General features: G+C 44.5%; 17 protein-coding genes. 2 read left to right on the top strand and 15 right to left on the bottom strand.

Going from position 1 to position 20,561, the window contains the following annotated elements:
- Positions 1 to 54 precede the first annotated feature (54 nt).
- The 13 genes from K6G33_RS10880 to K6G33_RS10940 form a co-directional block, all read right to left on the bottom strand.
- Positions 55 to 1,074 (bottom strand): rod shape-determining protein, encoded by a 1,020-nt coding sequence (locus tag K6G33_RS10880; RefSeq protein WP_296779324.1) that lies wholly within the window; start codon positions 1,072 to 1,074, stop codon positions 55 to 57.
- Between the two features lie 14 nt (positions 1,075 to 1,088).
- Entirely contained in the window at positions 1,089 to 3,311 is a 2,223-nt protein-coding gene (locus K6G33_RS10885; RefSeq protein ID WP_296779327.1) for an ATP-dependent RecD-like DNA helicase, read from the bottom strand.
- 90 nt (positions 3,312 to 3,401) lie between these two features.
- A complete protein-coding gene (locus tag K6G33_RS10890; protein ID WP_296779329.1) occupies positions 3,402 to 3,755 on the bottom strand; it encodes a hypothetical protein in 354 nt (117 codons plus the stop codon).
- A gap of 21 nt (positions 3,756 to 3,776) precedes the next feature.
- On the bottom strand, positions 3,777 to 4,550 hold the full coding sequence (locus tag K6G33_RS10895) for a GNAT family N-acetyltransferase (RefSeq protein WP_296779333.1): 774 nt from the start codon (positions 4,548 to 4,550) through the stop codon (positions 3,777 to 3,779).
- Positions 4,551 to 4,606: 56 nt separating this feature from the next.
- Positions 4,607 to 5,656: an acyltransferase gene (locus K6G33_RS10900; protein ID WP_296779335.1), complete on the bottom strand. Its 1,050-nt coding sequence runs from the start codon at positions 5,654 to 5,656 to the stop codon at positions 4,607 to 4,609.
- A gap of 12 nt (positions 5,657 to 5,668) precedes the next feature.
- Positions 5,669 to 6,496: a hypothetical protein gene (locus K6G33_RS10905; protein WP_296779338.1), complete on the bottom strand. Its 828-nt coding sequence runs from the start codon at positions 6,494 to 6,496 to the stop codon at positions 5,669 to 5,671.
- Between the two features lie 14 nt (positions 6,497 to 6,510).
- Positions 6,511 to 7,950 carry a dockerin type I domain-containing protein gene (locus K6G33_RS10910; protein WP_296779340.1) on the bottom strand — a complete coding sequence of 480 codons (1,440 nt, stop codon included), beginning with the start codon at positions 7,948 to 7,950 and terminating at the stop codon, positions 6,511 to 6,513.
- Between the two features lie 145 nt (positions 7,951 to 8,095).
- Positions 8,096 to 9,394: a hypothetical protein gene (locus K6G33_RS10915; RefSeq protein ID WP_296779343.1), complete on the bottom strand. Its 1,299-nt coding sequence runs from the start codon at positions 9,392 to 9,394 to the stop codon at positions 8,096 to 8,098.
- Positions 9,391 to 9,852, bottom strand: a complete 462-nt coding sequence (locus tag K6G33_RS10920; RefSeq protein ID WP_296779346.1) for a sigma-70 family RNA polymerase sigma factor — start codon at positions 9,850 to 9,852, stop codon at positions 9,391 to 9,393. The genes K6G33_RS10915 and K6G33_RS10920 overlap by 4 nt, the downstream gene beginning before the upstream one ends.
- A gap of 312 nt (positions 9,853 to 10,164) precedes the next feature.
- A complete protein-coding gene (locus K6G33_RS10925; RefSeq protein WP_296779348.1) occupies positions 10,165 to 11,676 on the bottom strand; it encodes a serpin family protein in 1,512 nt (503 codons plus the stop codon).
- 174 nt (positions 11,677 to 11,850) lie between these two features.
- A complete protein-coding gene (locus tag K6G33_RS10930) occupies positions 11,851 to 13,185 on the bottom strand; it encodes a dockerin type I repeat-containing protein (RefSeq protein ID WP_296779350.1) in 1,335 nt (444 codons plus the stop codon).
- A 37-nt stretch (positions 13,186 to 13,222) separates the two neighbouring features.
- Positions 13,223 to 14,074, bottom strand: coding sequence for a hypothetical protein (locus K6G33_RS10935; RefSeq protein WP_296779352.1), 852 nt, complete (start codon positions 14,072 to 14,074; stop codon positions 13,223 to 13,225).
- Entirely contained in the window at positions 14,061 to 14,615 is a 555-nt protein-coding gene (locus K6G33_RS10940; RefSeq protein ID WP_296779355.1) for an RNA polymerase sigma factor, read from the bottom strand. Before K6G33_RS10940 ends, K6G33_RS10935 begins: the two co-directional genes overlap by 14 nt.
- Positions 14,616 to 15,056: 441 nt before the next feature.
- On the opposite strand from K6G33_RS10940, the gene abc-f reads away from it, so the two are divergent.
- Positions 15,057 to 16,583 carry a ribosomal protection-like ABC-F family protein gene (gene abc-f, locus K6G33_RS10945; protein WP_296779358.1) on the top strand — a complete coding sequence of 509 codons (1,527 nt, stop codon included), beginning with the start codon at positions 15,057 to 15,059 and terminating at the stop codon, positions 16,581 to 16,583.
- Between the two features lie 64 nt (positions 16,584 to 16,647).
- On the top strand, positions 16,648 to 18,201 hold the full coding sequence (locus tag K6G33_RS10950) for an ABC-F family ATP-binding cassette domain-containing protein (RefSeq protein WP_296779359.1): 1,554 nt from the start codon (positions 16,648 to 16,650) through the stop codon (positions 18,199 to 18,201).
- A 17-nt stretch (positions 18,202 to 18,218) separates the two neighbouring features.
- Here K6G33_RS10950 and K6G33_RS10955 read toward each other — a convergent pair whose 3' ends face one another.
- Positions 18,219 to 19,586 carry an HD-GYP domain-containing protein gene (locus K6G33_RS10955; protein ID WP_296779362.1) on the bottom strand — a complete coding sequence of 456 codons (1,368 nt, stop codon included), beginning with the start codon at positions 19,584 to 19,586 and terminating at the stop codon, positions 18,219 to 18,221.
- Between the two features lie 208 nt (positions 19,587 to 19,794).
- Positions 19,795 to 20,454 carry a GNAT family N-acetyltransferase gene (locus K6G33_RS10960; protein WP_296779365.1) on the bottom strand — a complete coding sequence of 220 codons (660 nt, stop codon included), beginning with the start codon at positions 20,452 to 20,454 and terminating at the stop codon, positions 19,795 to 19,797.
- Between the last annotated feature and the right edge of the window lie 107 nt (positions 20,455 to 20,561).

Here is a 20,561-nt window from a genome sequence, read left to right on the forward strand (position 1 = left end):
CGAAATTGCGCATATCCTATCCTTATATTAAATTAAAACACTGCAACGAATATCTTACCTATACTTATAAACCGTAGCTGCCTCGAAACCGTCGAGGAGAGTGGTCATTCTGCCGAACGCCATACCAGTACCCTTAGCAACGCAGTTGATAGAGTCCTTGGCGATATTGCAGCTTATACCCAGAGTACGCTTGATGAGCTGAGTAAGTCCGCCCAGCAGAGCGCCGCCGCCTGTGAGAAGGAGTCCGTTATCGTAGATATCACCCACAAGTTCGGGTGGAGCGTCCTCCAGAACCTTGCGGATAGCTTCCATAATAGTGAAGGTGTCGTCCTCGATAGCTTCAAAGAGCTCTGTTTCGCTGAGGAGCACCTGTGCGGGAAGTCCCTTGAGGAGGCTTCTTCCCTTGACAAGATAGGTCATCTCGTCGCTGGGGTCATAGAGGTTGCAGAGCTCAATCTTTACCTTTTCGGCAGTTCTTTCGCCGATAAGGAGCTTATACTTGTTCTGCATATACTTGATTATAGAGCGGTCAATGGCGTTTCCTGCAACTTTTACGGTATGCGAAGTAACTACGCCGTTCATGGAAACGATAGCAACATCGGTAGTTCCGCCGCCGATATCAACTATCATGTGACCCTTTGCCTTTGTGATGTTCACTCCTGCGCCTATCATAGCAGCGATAGGCTCCTGAATGAGGTACACCTGACGTGAGCCTGCGCTCTTTGCAGCTTCTACAACTGCACGGCTCTCGATATCGGTGATGAATGAGGGGATACAGATAACGATACGGGGCTTTACGAGCTGTCTGCCTGTTACTTTGAGTATGAATTCGCGTATCATACTGTGGGTGAGGTCGTCGTCGGAGATGACACCCTCGCTGATAGGACGCTTAACTGCGATATAGTCGGGATTTCTGCCTATCATTTCATAGGCTTCCTTGCCGACAGCAAGTACACGTTCAGTTCTTGTATTGTACGCAATGACCGAAGGTTCGCTGAGCACAACGCCTTTGTTTCCCATAGTCATAACGATATTAGAGGTACCGAGGTCGATACCGATATCAGTATTTGCCATATTATCTTCCTTTCTTACTGCCCGAACGGGGAGCTTTTCTTTGCTGTCCCTGCGAGCATATGGCGCAGGCAGGTATACCGCCTTGTGCGCTTGTTGTTGTCTACCATTTTATATATATTCTCCTCAGTTCCGATGACTATGAGGAGTTTTTTTGCTCTTGTAACGGCTGTGTACAGAAGATTTCTGTAGCACAGCTTGTCGAAGCCTCCCATTATGGGGAGTATAACGGCTTCAAATTCGCAGCCCTGGCTTTTGTGGACAGTAACGGCATAGGCGAGGTCTACCTGAGAGAGCAGGTCGAATGTATATGTAGCCTTTCTGCCGTCGAAGTCGATGAAAGCAAGGGAGCTTCTGTTGTCGATACTGACTATTCTGCCGATATCGCCGTTGAAGATGCCTGCGCCCTGTTCGCCGTCCTTAGACCATGTAATGTCGTAGTTGTTGCGGGTCTGCATGACCTTGTCGCCCTCGCGGTAGGTATAGACGTAGCCTTTTTTCTCCTGCTTGTTTTTTGCAGGAGGATTTATCTCGCTCTGGAGCAGCTTGTTCAGCTCAACAGTACCCGTAACGCCCTTCCTTGACGGGGTAAGTATCTGTATATCCTCAGTGGGAGAGTAGTTATAGGCTTTGGGGAGCCTTGTTTTAGTGAGGTCAACTATGAGCCGCAGCGCCTGCTGATAGTCTGTGCGCCTGAAGAAGAAAAAGTCGCTGTCCTTGCGTTCGAGGTCGGGGTATTCGCCTGCCACGATCTTATGTGCGTTGGTAACGATACAGCTTTTCTGAGCCTGACGGAATATCTCTTTCAGCTCTGTGACTGGAACGATACCGCTGTCGATGATATCGCCGAGGAGATTTCCTGCGCCTACCGACGGGAGCTGGTCGCTGTCGCCGACCATTATCAGTCGGCAGCCGAGGCGTACTGCGCGGAGAAGCTTCTCAAAGAGAACAACGTCCACCATAGACATCTCGTCAATGACAAGCACATCGCAGTCAAGAGGATTGTTCTCATTGTGAGCGAACGTGAGCCTGTCCCCCGAGTCATAGACAACTTCAAGAAGGCGGTGAATGGTCTTTGCATCACAGCCTGTAAGATCGGACATACGCTTTGCGGCACGTCCTGTAGGAGCAGCAAGAAGAACTCTCATGCCGCGTTTTTCAAAAATTGATATCATAGCGTTGAGGGTAGTGGTCTTACCGGTACCGGGGCCGCCTGTCAGCACCATAAGTCCCCGTGAAACGGCAGTTGTTATAGCCTTCCGCTGGAGTTTTTCATATTTTATATTATGTTCTTCCTCCTCGATATCAATGAGGGTATCGTAATTGAAGTCCTCGGGTGAGGAGAAGTCTTTAAGTATATGTATTCTGTCGGCAATGAAGCTTTCGGCGTAGTAGTAATCGGGAAGATATACAAACTCAATATCGTTTTTGATATACTCAAAAAGCTCATTGTCATCGAGCGCGGTATTGTAAGCGCTGTAGAAGTCGCTCTCTGATACTCCGAGAGTAGCCTGAGCCTTTTTGGAAAGGACTTCGAGGGGGAGGCAGGTGTGACCTATACTGCCGTTAGCCCGCAGAATATACTGAACACCTGCGATGATACGTTTGCTGTCATTGCGGGCGATGTGCATATCATGAGCAATGGTGTCGGCTTTGCTGAATTCGAGTTCAATCTGATCGCTGCACAGCAGGTATGGATTGAGCTTCAGCAGCGTCATTGCGTCCGAGCCGTATTTTCTGTAGGTATTCATGGCAAAACGTGATTTTACTTCATACTGTGAAAGAAATGCCATAAGATTTCTCAGGCAGAACAGCTTCTGAGCTTCTGCGGCAATGTCCTCACATTTCTTCGGGGATATGCCTTTTATCTCAGCCAGACGGAACGGGGAATTCTCCATAATATCGAGAGTTCTGTCACCGAAGACCTCAACGATCTTTTTTGCAAGTCCCGGACCTATGCCCTTGACAGCTCCCGAAGCAAGGTATTTTTCGATATTGACGACAGTAGATGGAAGCTTTCTTTCGCAGTATACCGCACTGAACTGAGTACCGAACCGAGGGTGAGAGATATAGCTGCCTTCGAGGATAAGACCTTCGCCCTCCTCGATGTCGCCGAGCTCACCTACGACGGTTATAAGTTCTCCGCCTGCATCGAGGTCGAGGACGATATATCCGTTATTTTCATTTTTGAAAAGGACATTTTCTACAGTGCCCTCGATGTGAAGGACCTCATGCTCCACTATTTTCACCTCTGCACATAAAAATACAGTATACATTATAACATATTTTTATTCCAAAAGCAACACAGGCAGAGAAAAAATCCCTGACATTCATATCAGGGAGCTTTTCGAAATGTAATTGCTCATGTACTTTTCGATAACTTGGGGGGCTGCGAGTTCGGCGGCGTGGTAGCGTAGGCAGAATTCGCGGCATACTTCAAGCTGCTCGTCGGTGCAGCCGTAATCAATTAGGAGGATATGGCTTATGAAGGTATCACCGTCCTCTATGAGCGAGCCTATGTGACCGAGACGGTGGAAGAGCTCCTTATCCTCAGCATACAGAGGGATAACAGCACAAAGAGGATAGCTTTTCTTTTTATGCTTAGAGCACAGATACAGGCAGAATATCTCCGCGGCAGCAATTACCCCCACGACTGTAACAGCGATAATTTCGGCAGTTCCCATGCGATCACTCCTTTCACACTATTATATGCTCGGGAGCGTCGGGACGTTACGGGAAATTAGCCGTTTTTTTATCATGAGACATTCTCCGCATTTCCTGAATCCGAGACTTTCAGCAATGTGTGCGGAAGCTTTGTTGCTGCGCTGACAAGTCCATGCAGGGCTTTTTTCCGGGAGTATATCTTTTATCAAAGCGGCGGCTGCCGCAAGAGCAAGACCGTGATGCCTGTAGGCTTCGGCAGTCTCAATTCCGATATCGCTCTCGTCGCTGCTTACCGCTGACGAAAATGCCCACGAAGCAGGCTCATTTTCATGTATTACGCAAATACCAAAGCCGTTTTTATTATATTCTTTATAGTCGTTCCAGTAAACTGATGGAGCAACACGCCCTGTAATTCTGCTGAAAAGTTCTTCATCTATCCTGCGGAGAGCAAAGCCGTCAGGGAGATTTATTTCAGGAGCTTTTTCGTGTGGATAGCTGTAGATATCTCTCGGAACAAGCTCTGTACCGCCGTACTGTATGAGCTTTTTAGCAAGTGAAGCGTCCTGACACAGGAATTTAAGCTCCTCCGACTGAATCATATCATGTATTTCGCGGAGCTCTGTTTCGTCGGGCTTTCCTGACATAAAAGTGAAGTTGCTTTTGTGGCGTATGAGTATAAGGCTTTCGTTTTTGTTTGTATATATGGAGCCGCTTTGCCTGCCCTCTGCAACGGAGAGTGGGAAAACTCTGCAAAATGGAATGCTCTCTGCGCAGGATAAAAAGCGGCTGTGTTCTGAAACAGGTATTTTTTTCATGTTATCACCTCGGTGAATGAACGAAATAAAAAGCTCCCCGAAGGGAGCATTTCGGATTATATGATTTTGTTAACATATGGTATCAGTTTTAAAATACGTGTAACACCATAAGATATAATCAGAGTAACAAGGCATATACCGACGATCACAATGACACCGCCGTGTTCAAAGGGGTTAAACTTGATAACTTCAAAGATCAGTTTCAGGAAAGCCATATGTATCAGATAGATGCCGAATGAACAGCTGTCTATCTCTGATGCGATAGTATCAAGTACAGGAACCGTCTGATTTCTGGTTTTTCTCATAAAACCGAAAGCTGCTATTGACAAAACGATATACAAAGGGAAGTTGTAAACGTTCAGAAGTTCCTTGACCTTATTGACTGTTTCCGAGGAAGCGGGATCAGTCGATATGCAGTATACTGTAAGCATTGTAGAAATACCTGCGCAAATCAGGAACATCAGTCCGCAGGCATTTTTTGGGAGCTTGATAAGACCGGTGTGCATTGAGTGTCCGAGGAATAGGAAGAGCGGGTATATTGTGTAAACGCATATATATACAGGCAGCTTCTTTCCCGAGAGCGTTTCAATAAACGGTATTACCGACAGGAACACTGCATATATGAGCATAAGGTATCTCAGCTCTGATGCGGAAGCGTTCTTGGCGATCAGCTTATAGAAGGGGAGCAGGAGATATATGGCTATCATAAGGTAAAGATACCACATATGTATCCAGCCCGTACCAAGAAATATGTCGCTGAATATATCATTTATTGTTTCTGTAACAGTGTAATGTTCTGTAGTTACGGCATCGAAAACCGAGAATATCACTGAGAATACCACTAATGTCAGCAGCATTCTCAGAATATATTTTCCAAACAGTTTCTTCATATTGAGAATGCGCTTGCTGTCGAGCAGAAGTGCTCCCGAAGCCATTACGAAGCAGGGAACAGCCCACATCATAGCGTTTCTCACAGATATCAGGCAGCTCTTTGTATCAATTGAGACCGCATAACTGTATGCCATATAGAATGTGTGCAGCACGATGATGGCGACACATGAAAGGGCTTTTATACGGCTCAGATACAATATCCTATTGTTACCCATGATCGTTTGTTATCAGAACCAGCCTGAGCAGCCGCTGTTAGGATTTGCTGTTGTAGGCTCAGCAGCAGGCGGATCAGTTACAACGGGAGCAGGTGCCTGTGTTGCAGGCGCTACATACTCTGTAGTAGGCTGTGTATAAACAGGCTCCTGATATACAGGCTCTTCATATGAAGGAGCAGGATTATATACAGGTTCGTTGTTGTTGTTGTTGTTGTTGTTGTTGTTTGCCTGAGCTTCTGTAGCGGCCTCGGTTTCAGCCTGTGTAGCAGGTTCATTTTCACTGAACATCTTTTCAGCTTCCTTAGTGCTAACTTTTTCGCCCTTGTCCTTTGTTGTGTACTCTAAGTATGCAACATCGCCTTCGATAAAGAGCGAAGCGTACTCGATCTCCTTGAACGGGAACTGGTGGAGCTCAACAGATTTCTTGTCAGAGAACTCTATCTTTATGGTATAGCCCATAGTTGCAACGTGCTCGCTGTCCTCGTAAGTGATCGTTTCCTGCTTTTCCGGGATAAAGTACATAAGGCGCTTTTCGTTCTTGACGAAAGGATCCTTTTCATTTATCATATTAGCGGAATAATCCTTGTCGATATCGGACTTTACAGAAATGCTTACGATATCCTTATTTGTCTTGTTGCTGACGGTGAGGAGGCATACGGAATTACCTGATGCTCTGTCACCTATGAGCTTCATATTGTCTGATGTAGTCGTTGTCTCTGTAGCTGCCTGAGTTGTAGCAGCTGTAGTTGTCTCAGAAACATTTGCCGACTGAGTTACGCTGCCGCAGCCTGTAAGTGCGAAAGCAGCGATGAATGCTAAAGTTGCGATTGATTTTCTCATTTTATTATCTCCTTTTAATTGATAACGCCTGTCTTTATGTAATCCCACATATTGGTACCGCCGTATCTAACCATGTAATATGCGAATCTGTTAGGCTGGTTGTTTGACAAACACTCCCATGCACAGTCAGGGTCGCATACATAAACTGTACCGTTTACCTTGATCTCGACCCATGAGTGAGGTCCTCTGCCGCCTGTTCCGAGGGATACTGTACCGCTCATCTGTGTTGCATCGTATCCGAGGAGCCTTGCCATTTCGCAGAACATTGAAGCCATTGTGTAGCAGTTGCCCTTTCTGTTCTTGAAGCCGTAATCTGCAAACTCCTTCATAGTACCGGTTACAGCGCCTTTTTCATATGCCATTTTAGTAGGCTCGCAGCAGTCATAGAATGCCGCCTTGATGTCCTTGATGCCCATCTGATCCATTCTTGCCTTAGCGAGCGGATAAGGACAGGTTGTGGTAGTTGTAGTAGTTGTAGTAGTTGTGGTCGTTATAGAAGTTACAGCCCATTTTGCAGATGAAGCGTAATATTCCTTCTTAGGTACGACTGCCTGAGCAATGATAGCAGCAGAGAAAGCAACATTTGCAGCCGCAGATTTTTCCAGAGCAGTTACAGTTACATTGCTCTTGTCGTACTTGACTGAGCTTATCTGGATATCTGGGATAGTTTTATATGAAGGAGCGAGATCGGATATCTTTCTGACATAGTACATATTTACGTATCCTGATATGCCGTTGTATGTAACATGACCAAAGTTGCCGTTGCCTGTACCGTTTGCATAGGTGATAGTGAACTGAGCGCCTGGGTAGATACGACCGAGTGAAGGAGAGTTATAATCATGTTCTTTTCTGATATTCATATACTCTGTAACTTCGGCAGACGGTGTATATATTCCGGCATAAGAAGAATCACAGCCGCAGGCGAGCTTCTTGACTGTCTTGTCCGAATACTTGCTCGGGTCGTAGTAGAATGGCTTTAAGAGGAGTACAGATGACTTAAAGAATGTGTCGTTGTACGTTGTGAGGTATTTATTCAAGGTGGTTTCGTTCAGATATGGAGAAAGAGCAGTCTTGAGTTCGGCTGTTGATTTGATGACCGACTCGCTCTTGGAATTGTCTATCTTTTTGATATTATCTGTATATCCTGTAGAAAGTCTGTCAACGGTAGCCTTGAAGCTGAGCTCTTTTGCTGTATTGAGGATAAGCTTTCTCAGCGTTGAAACATCACCTGAATTTATGACTTTATCGCCGTTTACGTCGGCTGATGCAGCCTGATCCTTGGTGAATTCGTTTTTTCCGAGGACATATCCCTGAAGGAGAGAGAGATCTTCGGAAGTTATTGCGCCATCATTGTTGACATCTCCGCTCAGGAGAGCATAAGCACAAGATGGTATAACAGCTGATGCTGAAAGTGTTGCCGCGAGCGCTAAGCTGAGCAGCTTTGGATATTTCATATATATCTTCCTTTCTTATATGGTTTTTACGTTCCATATAACATAACGAAGCAGAAGCAGGATTTGTGACACAATTTTGCAAATTAAAATTATGAATTTAATAAGAGGGATGCGTTTGGTGCGATATGCCAATAAATGGAACAGATCAAAATTTGTCAAAAAGTTCTTCCATGAACTGCAGCTGATTGTGTGCAAGGCAAGTGAAGCAGCCGTTGGCTTCCGTGAACACGCCTTCATCGCCTGTGCCTGTAAGAGAGTATGTGCCATAAGGCAGGTAAGGAGTGTAGCGCCTTAAAAAGAAGAGATATGTCTCTCCGCATTCCTGTTCTCCGACACAGCCGCCGCTATCATAAACGGTAACATAGCTTGTATCACTTAAATATATATCAGGGTGACTTTTGATATATTCATTAGCAGGCATATATCCGCCGCTGACGTAGACAGTTACTTTGTCATATGTTTCGACACTGCCCTTGTATACTTTCTGAATAGTTATATTTTCGGCAGTATAAGGCATGCCATTTATAGAAGTATACACTATTTTATCAATTTTTGCAAGTACCACTGCGTAGGAATTATTGAACATCTCCTGTATTTTTTGTTCAAAAGGCAGAGTAACTCCCACAGGAGCATTATCTGTTCCTTTTTCATTTGAGTTGACAGGAGAATCAGAATTTTCTTCCAAATTATCCGCATTTACTACACGTCCGCGAATACTATAGGTGATCTCAGGCTCGACAGTCATGTCGTGTCCGTCGGCTACAGGTGCCGCGTAAGTAGTTGAGACAGCAGGCTTGGTATAGTTTGCGGGAGCAGTGGTCATGGTGAAGGTTGATGCAGCAGCTGTAGTGATCCTTCGCGTGGTAGTCGAAACTTTCCCGATTGATGTAGAAGACCTTCTTGCCGTAGTTGTGGTATTGCGGGCTGTAGTATTTGTCTTTGAGACAGTATGTGAAGTCCTTGAGGACGTTTTATCGTTTTTTGGAGCAGCAGTTGTAACGGTGGTTCTGTGTCCCGATACGGCAGCTTTTGTGGTTACTGCATGGTTGCCGTTTTGCTGAGGAGAAGAAGCCGTTCCTGCCGTGACAGTGGCAGCAGTAACCGTGGAAGCGGTTGTTCTGCTGACGATGCTGTCCGAAGCAGCTGAAGTACTTGTCGTGTTTTCATCTGAATTGCTGATATCAGATGTACCGATCGAAGTAGTTTCGATCAAATTATTGTTGTTATCGTTGATATCCTTCGGAGAAACAGGCATATTTGCGCAGACTCCAACGACGATCAGCAGCATAGCGGCAGTAGCAGCCATACGCATGATGACGGGCGAGATACGTTTTTTATGTTTCTCATTAATGCGCTGCCTGAATTGTTCCGTAAAATCTTTTTTTCTGTCAGGTTCAGGTATGCCGAAGGCTTCCCTGAGCGCTTGTTTCTCTTTATCTGTCATGTAAGCTCCTCCTTTCCCATATACTCATGCAGCGAGGTGAGGATACGGTTTATCCTTCGGTTAAGTGCAAACCTTGAGATATTCTGCATCTTTGCGATAACATTTACAGGAACTTCATTTACATATCTCAGCAGGATTATTTCCTTGTCGTCTTCCGAGAGCTTGTTGAGAGCCTGTTTCAGGTCGAAGCCTGACAGTACGCTGTCCTCAATATCATCATTGGAAGGGGCTGTATCAGAAAGTTCAGAGGCTTTTTTCTTTCTGAACTCATCTTTACAGAGGTTGCCTGCAATGGTGTAAAGCAGCTGCAATGTTTTATCCACGCTTTTGTAGTCGGGGTGTTCGAGGTAACGGAGAAAAGTTTCCTGCGTGATGTCCTCGGCAGTTTCCTTATGCCGCACTTTCAGGAAGCAGTAACGGTATATCTTATCATATTGTTCGTTTATATCAAATGACATGAAATACCCTCCTCCGCAGTCTTACGCTTTATATTATAACATATAATTTAAAAAATAGCAACAGACGCGGAGAATTCTTTCCGTTTTAGTTAAATAATCGCAAAAAATGGTGATTTATGGTTTTCTGAGCAAAAAAATCGGGGAACTTTTTTGTAAAAAGCTCCCCCCTGAGTGTCCCCCTTACATGAACTTAAAAGCAATTTATGCTGAGTTCATGCGGAATAGGTTTGATTGTATGCCGCTAATGTGCAGATGCGGCATATTGTGTTAATTTATATCATATTATGCTTAAATTAACCTTAAGCAAAGGAATTATTCGAGTGAATTTAGTGCTCCGATAAATATGGGGAGATAAGTTTCGGTATCAAAGATACAGTATACGAAAGGTCTGTCGAATACAATGCGCTTGACTTCCTTATAGGAAGGCATACTGTTCTCCGTCATTGATACCAATGTAGCAGCCGCAGCTTTTGTACCGTTCTCGTCAAGCTCAATGAATGTCTTATGGATAACTCTGCCTATGGCTAACGGGTTTTTGTCAGAAATTGCGGACAAATTTGAAAAGTCGGCATAATCAGCGAAAGCTGTTGGCATACCCATTGATATGAGTTCGTCGCTAAGTTCGTTTTCGTATTCATATTTGAACTTAGGAAGCATTGCATCGGCTGCAATATCGGTATAGTTTTTGTAACTGCCAAGAATATTTCTCAGCTTTTCGGGAGTAAGATTTTCGATGTATGAGTCAACAGTAGTGTCCTTGTCGGGGAGAAATGCAGCGAATGCGAACTTTCCTCCGCTGTATTTTTTTATGATACCTTCGGTATTTTCGTCGCCGATGTAATGTTCTTGGCTGCAAAGCATATCTGCTTTTTGTTCTTTACCATTGGCAGAAGTAAATTTACCTTCTTCGACCTGATATTTGCTGTAAGGTTCCTGCCATTCTGCCTCGAACGCAACAGCGTTGACAAGGTACATTACCTCGTATGGGAGTATATAGTTGAGAATTTTGGGGATCATCTTATTTGTTTTCTCATTTACCCAGTTGTTTACATCGTCAAGAGTGGTATTATCAAAAGGAGCAACATAATACTCGGAATTGAAGTAATCAACACATTTCTGTACGAATTCAGGACGTGTAACTATTCTTTCGGGATCATTTACAGCCCATATGGAGTTTGCTGTGCTGAGCGACCATTTGTTTGTGTATTCTGTGCGGTAGTTATTGATATTGCTCAGACGCTGCTTGAGCAGATACTTGTCAAGCTCGCTTATTTCCATACCGTCACCGAGCACGTTTTCCATTTCTTTGAGAGTCTCTCCGTTTGCACCGTTTGCAGTCATTGCAAGAGCCTGCATTATAGAATATGGAGAGATGAGAGTATTTTTTTTCTCCTCGTTCTCGGCATAGGTCTTCTTTAACATATCGACAGTGAACTTTGTCTGGCTGTTTATGAACTTTTCGTCATATTCGTTAGGACTTGGGAGCGATGATTCTATTCCAGCACAGAGATTCTGAGCCTTTGGCTTGAAATCCGGCTCCGGAGCGTCATTTATGCAGCTGATGAGTTTCTTCCTCATTGCAATAAGGTCGAATACATCGAATTTTCCGTCACAGTTTGCATCAGCGCCTGAGTTGATGATAATACTGTTGTCCTTGCCGTTGAGCCAGCGCTGGAACAATACGATATCGGAAAGGTTGAATATAAAGTCGCCGTTTACATCACCCTGTGGCGGCGGAGTGAGTGCTGTCGATGTTGTCGGTAGGGTAGAAGGAGCAGCGATACAAAGTGCAGCGGCTGCTGCGAAGAGCTTCGTGAATTTCATAAGAATACCTCCCTTGATAGAATAAGTTGAGCGAATGCACTGATGTGCGTTTTCTATAATACATAACGTATCGGGATACAGAAATGTGCGGCTTGAAATGTAAATATTCTGTGAACAGTTTGGAGAGGTCAAAAAACAGGAACGCCGTGCGCGGCGTTCCTTAAAGATGGTCTTTTATTTATCGGCAGTGTAAAAGGAAATACCGTTAGTATCTGTAACAAGTCCCTCGACTGCGGACTTGTCAACAGCTGCCGAGATACGGGTGTATGCCATGTCACAGGTACATATCTCGGGGATCTCAGATGTGATCTCGGTTTTCAGTATGCCGTCTTCGGAGTATATTCTGTCCAATGTGTTATTGATACCGCTTGAGCCGGATAGCTTATACGCAAGAACGAGGGCTTTGTCATTGAAGAAATCGTCGTCGATGCCTGCGATATCAGCAGCTTTGCCGTCATTGATAGAAGTTATGGTATTCAGTTCATTCATTGATCTTACGATATATGTGGAATCTTCAAGGGATATGTTGCTGAAATCAGTGCTCTTTATCTGGTCAACGACATCAAAAGAAATGTTGTCATTTTCGTCATCATGGTCGCTGAGTATCTCTTTTTTTGCAGCTACAAGGTCGAAAACGTCTATTTTGCCGTCAGGGCAGAGGTCGGCAGCCTTGAAATTTATATAAGCAGCTCTTTCGTTCCTTACGAGCCAGTTCTGAAGCGAAATAATGTCTGATACGGCAAAATTTCCGTCGCAGTTTATATCATGCTCGGCTTTTTTAGGAGGCTTTATATCGTCGATGGTATCGCCTCTGCCGAGAAATACACATGGTCTGAGAGTACCTGTTATGCCGCAGTTATATGTGAACTCCATAGTTTTTTCGTCGTTGTCGAAGTGGTGTTCGCTCACAAGACCCACAAGCTGCAAGTCGTCAAGAACAGCATCTACAGCATTGACTCTCTGCACAGAATCGAGCATCATGTAATCATAGCCGTTTATGACATTGTAGATAGCGGTCATCACAGCACCTGTTTCATTCACGACTTCTTCACTGTGAGTGAGATATGAGAGCTGGTCGGAGTTGATGATGAAGAAGTGTTTTTTCATCAGGAGCTCTATCTTTTTTTCGGGACCGTCATCAAAAGTAAAGTTCTTATCGCTATTGCTTTCATCTAAAATATAGTGGTAGCCGTCAAGATCTCTGCCACAGTCTAAAACTGCATAAGTGTTTCGGGTGTCGATATAAATATCGGTCATCTCGATGGGATTAGCTTCCGAGGTATTGAAGCCGTCGAGGAATACGGCACCTGCCTGACCTGCGGAGCACTGCTGGCTTCCGACTATCATGAAGTCGGTATCTTCCGTGTAGAATCCGCCATCGTCCTCGTTGAAAACACTTATGAAGAGCTTGGCATTATTGTAATACTCAGCCGAAGCTGTAAGGCAGGCGAGGGACTGTACAGCTAAAGCAGAACCTGTGAGAAGTGATAATAACTTAGTTTTTTTCATAAAGATCGTCCTTTCTGAAGTGGATCACTCTGTCGGATCAACCGAAGTAATAAAGATAAAAGTTGTCGTCGTCGTCGAATTTGATGGCAATAGCCTTGTTTTCGCTGGTGTCGTTTATACGGTAAGCTTTTGCGGTGCATTCACGTAACTCACAATAATCTGAATCATATCCTGACATTTCGGCTTCTGCGATAAAGCTTCCGAGCTCGAATTCCCTGATGGGTATGCCTGAACTCAGATATCTTCCGTTCAGACCGTTAACATATGCGATGTTATATCGGTAATCAATGCTGAATTCCGACCATGGTCTGGTTACTGCACCTGATATGTTAGAGATTAGGGTAGTAGTCTGTGATACACAAACTGTTGTGGTGATCGTATTCGTCACAGTGACAGACGAAACAGTTTTTGCAGTTGATTCACACGGAGCAAGTCCCTGTTCTGAAGTTGTATGTGTTACGTGTATCTGTGTTTTCTCGGAAGTTGTATTTGTGTGTGTTTGTGTGAGATTACGTGTGGCAGTGAGAACGTTTCCTGATGCTGCGGCAGTAACGGAAGTCGTTTTTGCTGTTGAAGCAGTTGTTGCATTGCGGCTCACGGAAGATATTTTTGCGGTGGTCGTGCGGGTGACACTCGTTGATACAGATGTATGTTTTTCTGTTGATACAGGAGAAGCAGTTACAGTTTCGGTAGTCTGAATGATGTTTGTGTTGAACTTGTTCGGAGCAGGCATATTCCTCCACACTCCGAGACTGGCAATCAGGAATACACAAAGGCTTACTGCAAGAGGAGCACATCTTCTGACTATAATTTTTCGTTTTTGCTTTTTTCTCTCATGTTCATCGCGGACTTCAAGCACATATTTTGCCATTTCTTCATAATTTTTCATAGCTGAAGCCCTCCTTTTCAAGTTCTGCCCTAAGTGCTTTCCTTGCATTATACAGCAGATTTTCCACCTGCTTTATGGTCTTGCCCATTATCTGAGCAGTTTCGCTGTTGCTGAATTCCTCAAAGTATGACAGGTGGAGAACCTGCTGATACTCTTTTTTCAGACGCAGCAGAGAGTGCCTAAGAGCGATCTTCTGCTCGCTGACAAGATAGCTTTGTTCGAGGTCGGATTCGTCTGAAAGAGTTGTGCAGTCATCGAGAGAAACTTTCTTATGCTTGAAAAATCGTCTTTTATGATCGACAGCGATATTTCTGCCAATGGTATACAGCCATGTTTTGAAAGAGCTTTTGCCGTTAAAACGAGGCTTTTTGACTGCAAGCTTTATAAAAGTGTCCTGCACACAGTCCTCCGCTATACTCAGATCGCCTGTATAGCTGCTAAGGTACAGCATCAGACCGTCTTTGAAATCACGAACCAATTTAAACATTCCGCTGTCATCACCTGCAAGGAAACGGCGGTAGCTACTTTCACCGTTATCCATGTTGAGACTCCTTTCGTGTCGGAAATTGCGTTCTTACTTATTAGACGTATTCTGAATGAAAAAACACTAAGTTTTTTTTTGATTATTTTATTTTAGCATTCAAACGAAGTTATTTCAATATATATAAGGAAATTGCTTGACAATTTTAATGTATCGTGTTATAATGAAAAAAATTCCTTAAAGAGAGGTGTCATGATGAAAAAATGATCTGCTTTTGAACACATGAATATTTTTGCGGCAGTGCATAGTTTTTGTACTGTCTTATCATGTTGCCAAAAGTGGATTATGTTCTCATAACCTCTTTTTATGTGCGAATAGTGCTGCAGTGTCTTTTTCTGCGGTGTTGTGTCCTCCTATATGAGGTTATAGGTATGTAATGAACTGTTTGGCAGCAAGCGGTTCTTTTTTATTGCATACAGGACCGCGAAAGGAGGAGTTTTTATGTCACAGATAAGAGTCAACGATCTAACATTTTATTATGAAGGAAGCTTCGATAATATATTCGAGGGAGTCTCGTTTTCCGTAGATACAAACTGGAAGCTCGGTTTTATCGGCAGAAACGGCAAGGGAAAAACTACGTTTCTCGATCTTCTCATGGGGAGATACTCCTATAAAGGAACTATTGAGTCATCAGTAAGATTTGCGTATTTTCCGTATAAGCTCACTGACGAGCAGCGTACCCTATGCGCGTCCGAGTTCATTTCTGATATTCGTCCCGACTGCGAGGAGTGGCGCGTAATCTGTGAGCTTTCACAGATAGGCGAGGAAGCGGACATACTTTACCGTCCGTTCAGTACACTCAGCCCCGGGGAACGCACGAAGATATTGCTTGCGGTGCTGTTTTCCGGGGAGAACGATTTCCTGCTCATTGACGAGCCGACGAATCATCTCGATCAGGACGCAAGAGAAAAGGTAAAGAACTACCTTGCATCGAAGAAGGGATTTATCCTCGTTTCTCACGACCGCGACCTGCTCGATGCCTGTATCGACCATGTTCTTGTACTCAACAGGAAGAGTATAGAAGTCCAGAGCGGCAATTTTACCAGCTGGTGGGAGAATAAGCAGAAGAAAGATCAGTTTGCGGCTTCGGAGAATGAAAAGCACAAGAAGGAGATAAAAAAGCTGCGGCAGGCGGCAAAGCGCACATCGGACTGGGCTGATAAAAATGAGCGAACCAAGATAGGATTTGATCCCATAAAGGAGAATGACAGGTGTATTTCCACGAGGTCGTTCATTGGGGCAAAGACCAAGAAAATGCAGAGCAGAGTGAAAAGCATAGAAAAGCGGATCGGCCGTGAGATCGAGGAAAAAGAGGGACTGCTCAGCGATATCGAAAGAACTCCCGAGCTGAAGCTCTCACAGCTCATACATCACAAGAATACTCTTATAAATATGAAGGGATACACATTCAGGTACGAAAGTGCTCCCGAACCGATACTGCGCGGATTTGACCTTGAAATAAAAAGGGGAGAGCGTGTAGCACTGCACGGTGAGAACGGCTGCGGAAAATCCACGGTCATAAGGGCTATACTCAGCAAGTCAGGCGCTTACAGCGGAGATATCCGCTTTGAGGACAGCGGCTTATGCGAGATCGCGGGCGGACTTGTGATATCATATATCGACCAGAACACAAGCGGCCTCAGCGGTACTGTCGAGGAGTTCTGCACAGAAAACGGGCTTGACAGGAGTATGTTCTGTACTATTCTCAGGCAGCTTGACTTCGAGAGAGCACAGTTCAGCAAAAATATGAGGGACTATTCCGAGGGACAGAAGAAAAAAGTCCTTATCGCTTCAAGTCTTATGACACAAGCCCATCTTTATATATGGGACGAGCCGCTGAATTACATTGACGTTTTCTCGCGTATGCAGATAGAAAAATTGCTGCTGGATCATGCTCCTACAATGCTGTTTGTAGAGCATGATATAAGATTCCGCGAGAAAATCGCAACTAAAACTATCGAGCTGTGAGCGGCTGCTCAGGCAAAAAAATAAAAGCTCCGTTACTTCGGAGCAGGTAAACGGAGATAAGAATATGAGTATACTTAATGTTGAACACGTAACACACGGATTTGGTGCAAGGCAGATACTGAACGATGCTTCATTCAGGCTGCTCAGAGGAGAACACGTCGGACTTGTGGGCGCTAACGGCGAAGGCAAGTCCACATTCCTCAATATAATCACGGGAAAGCTCATGCCCGATGAGGGAAAGGTGGAATGGTGCAGACATATCACTACGGGATATCTCGATCAGTACAGTACTCTTGAAAAGGGAAAGACTATCCGCGATGTGCTTCGTGAAGCTTTTGTGCATCTCTCGGAGCTTGAAGCAGAGATGTTACAGCTCTACGAGAAAATGTCGGACTGCACCGAGGAAGAGATGAACGAGCTCATGGAAGAAGTCGGCGAGATACAGAGTATCCTCGACTACAGCGGTTATTACACTATTGATGCTAAGATATCCGAGTATGCAAACGGTCTGGGTCTGAACGAGATAGGTCTTGACCGTGATGTTGCGGAGCTTTCGGGCGGTCAGCGAGCAAAGGTGCTGCTGGCGAAGGTCCTTCTTGAAAATCCGATGATACTTATTCTTGACGAGCCTACAAACTTCCTTGACGAGAACCACATCGCATGGCTCACGAATTTCCTGCAAAACTATGACAATGCGTTCATACTTGTATCCCACGATGTACCATTCATGAACAGTGTCATAAACGTGGTCTATCATGTGGAAAACGCCGTAATGACCAGATATACGGGAGATTACGACAACTTCGTGAGAATGTACGAGCTTAAAAAGAAGCAGATCGAGCAGGCTTACGAAAAGCAGCAGAAGGAAATAGCCGATCTTGAAGACTTCATCGCGCGTAACAAGGCGCGTGTTGCTACTACGAATATGGCTAAATCACGCCAGAAAAAGCTTGACAAAATGGACAAGATAACTCTAATGCGCGAAAAGCCGAAGCCCGTTTTCTCGTTCAGAAAGGCGCGTACTCCGGGCAGAGTAGTCATTGACTGCAAGGACATAGTTCTCGGCTACGACGAACCTCTCACCAAGCCTGTTTCGGTACAGGTGGAGAACGGTCAGAAGATAGCTATCCGCGGAGTCAACGGAATAGGCAAGTCCACTCTGCTGAAAACTCTCCTGAAGATAATACCGCCCCTTTCGGGAACTGTCGAGCATGACCAGTTCGTTGAGGCAGGCTATTTTGAGCAGGAAGAGGAGAGCACCTCCCAGACAGCTCTTGAAGTGATATGGAACGAATATCCTTCTATGACAAATGCGGAGGTTAGAGCTGCGCTTGCACAGTGCGGACTCACCACCGAGCATATAACCTCGCAGATGAGAGTTCTCTCGGGAGGCGAAAACGCCAAGGTAAGAATTTGCAGGATCATGCTCAGGGAAATAAATCTCCTTGTGCTTGACGAGCCTACGAACCACCTTGACGTTGACGCTAAAGATGCTCTTAAAAAAGCTATAAATGATTATAAAGGCACAGTTCTTATCGTTAGCCATGAACCCGAATTCTATATGGACATCGCTGATGAAGTATGGAATATCGAGGACTGGTCAACGAAGATAATCTGATGATACAATTAACCGACTCAGCAGCCGCGGATATTTGAGATATCATCGGTGCTGCCGCCGCCCTGGTCGTTAGGATCTCTAAACTTGCCTTTTTCGACCAGACGAAGAAAAGCATCAACAACATCTTCGGCGAGCTGAGTTCCTGAAACTTCCTTGATAATGCTGACAGCCTTTTCAAAGTTCATGCGCTTGCGGTACGGACGGTTGGAGTACATCGCGTCGAAGGTATCTGCAACAGCGATTATCTGCGCAACGCGCGGTATCGCGTCGCCTTTCAGACCCAAAGGATAGCCCTTTCCGTCAGGACGCTCATGGTGAGCACGAGCACCTATCGCAACCTCAGGCATCAGACTGATATTTTTCAGTGCTTCGTAGCCGCGTTCGGTATGGGACTTGATAAGCTCGTATTCTTCCGGTGTCAGCTTTCCGGGTTTGTTAAGGACTTCATCAGGGATACACACCTTGCCTATATCGTGCATAAGCGCTATACTGTAGTACTTTTCGATAGTTTCCTGATCGTAGCCCAGCTCCCGCGTGAGCATGGCGGTATATTTGGCAACACGGCTTGAATGACCGTTGGTGTATGTGTCCTTCATATCGATAACTATCGCAAAGCTCTCAACTATCTCACGTATAAGAAGCTTATCACGTTTCTGTCGCTCGATGAAAAATTCCATATCATCAGCCTTGTGGTAGCCGATGGACATACGAACTCCGATTATGACGCATATAATAAGGAAAATCGTAGAGAAAAGAACGACCTTTATAGTGAAGCTGGTGACATATTCTTTAATATCTATCATGTCGATATCGGCACGTATATATGCAACACATCTGTCACGCTTATTCATAACAGGCTGATATACGCTTATTATCCACGAATTTGAAGTTTTTTTCTCGGTAGGAGCTATCTTTTCGCCGGATATCATGTCAGGTTTCTTAGATTTTAAAGAATCGCTTATCTTATAACTCGTGGCAAGCGGAGCATCTTCTTCCTCAGTTCCGTTAATGTCAAATATAACATATGTATCATTGGTAGTCAGGTGAAATACGAATATTTTTTTCAGGTCCGGAGAGTTGTGATAAATATTATCGAGAAGGGCTTTTGTACGGACATATTCCAGATCTGAGCCGAAAGCCAGCCATTTTTCAAGTCTTTCGGTATTGATAGTGTCTGCGATTATCTGTGCAGTGACCTGTCCGGATTGAATTCTCAGATTTTTGGTTTTTTCGGTGAACAGGTGTGCGCTAACGATAGTTATGACCGTAGTCATTGCAATCGCAAGGAATGTTAGCATGACGAGCAGACGAAAGTGGCGTATTTTACGTTGACTGTGTTTTTTTGTATATTTAATTTTATTAGAGGCGATTTTACTTAGTTTCATAATAGTCCCCCTAAAAATTATGTTATTTAAAAATGTTAAAACGTACAATATATGCACTTTACAGTATTATATCATATAATTTGTAAACGATTCTACCATTTTTTATTAAAATCACAGATTGTTTACAAAAAAGCAAAAATATGCGCAAAAACGCCTCTGACTTTATGTCAGAGGCGTTTTTATGCGATTGTAAGTGTTGATCGAGATATCACTTGCGGTTTATAACAGAATGGCTATGTATGTAAAATTCTTCCTGGCTTGGCTGCCAGCCTTTAACTTTAGGCGGGAACTGAGCGTCGAAAGCTTCAACAGCTTCTGTATCATTACAGGGAGCGTCAACATCACTGGGATAATAGAACCATTTTCTGCCGTCGAGAGCATCGTCCTTCAGCACCTTAACAAGCAGAGCAGCAGGGAAGAAGTCTCCCTCAAAGCAAACGTTGTACTTACGGCAGCTTTTATAACCGCGGGCAACGTAGTTATCGGGGTTTCCGAAGTTGATGACAGTGTCATAGTCCATTTCCGCAGCAACTTTGAATGTGTGCTCCAAAAGTGCTTTCCCGTAGCCTTTACGCTGATATTCGGGCAGCACACAAAGCGGACCCATTGTAACGATCGGTTTTTCATTACCATTTTCGTCGCGTAGTTTTGCCTTGCAGTACATGACAGAAGCGATAACTTTCCCGTCAAGTTCGATAACATAGTTGAGCTCGGGGATAAAGTCTTTGTGCTTGCGCATTATGTGAATGAAATAGTGCTCGAAGCAGCCGGGCTCGCTGAGGTTCCAGAATGCTTCACGGGCGAGATTTTCAACTTCGCGGTAGTCTTTTTCTGTTTCCTTGCGGATGATATAGTCATTATTATTCATTATTTTTCCTCCTGAAATAGTTGACCAAAAAACGGGAGGTTTGAGTGGGATAGTATTCGCAAACCTTCCGTTTACGCTGCTATCTCAGTTCTGTTATTATTTTTCAA

The organism is Ruminococcus sp., assembly GCF_024691275.1.
Lineage (GTDB): Bacteria > Bacillota > Clostridia > Oscillospirales > Ruminococcaceae > Ruminococcus.